The sequence below is a fragment of the Marinimicrobium sp. UBA4209 genome (assembly GCF_002381585.1).
GTDB lineage: Bacteria > Pseudomonadota > Gammaproteobacteria > Pseudomonadales > Cellvibrionaceae > Marinimicrobium > Marinimicrobium koreense.
Map to the genome: position 1 here is coordinate 49,247 of NZ_DFTP01000067.1, position 339 is coordinate 49,585.

Annotated in this window: 1 pseudogene; it reads right to left on the bottom strand. The window is 63.4% G+C overall.

What is annotated here, in order from left to right:
* Positions 1-19 precede the first annotated feature (19 nt).
* Positions 20-339, bottom strand: a pseudogene (locus B3187_RS09685) (dihydrolipoyl dehydrogenase); the annotation flags it as partial.

Consider the following 339-nt stretch of genomic DNA (forward strand, 5'->3'; position numbering starts at 1 on the left):
GCCTGCGGCCTAATCCGACCTACTTCTTCTTGGCCAACGGATTCGGCAAATCGGTAATGGTTCCGGCCGCCAACTCCCCGGCCAGGCCCACCGTCTCGTGCAAGGTCGGATGCGCGTGCACCGTCATCGCCAGATCTTCGGCCGAGGCGCCGAACTCCAGCGCCAGGCTCAACTCACCCAGCAACTCCCCGGCATTCAACCCGACAATACCGGCGCCCAACAGCTGATCGTTTTCCTTGCGATAAATCAGCTTGGTTTTACCTTCACTGCGGCCGGCACCCAGGGCCCGACCACTGGCCGCCCAGGGGAACACCGCCGTGCGATACTCGACGCCCTGCT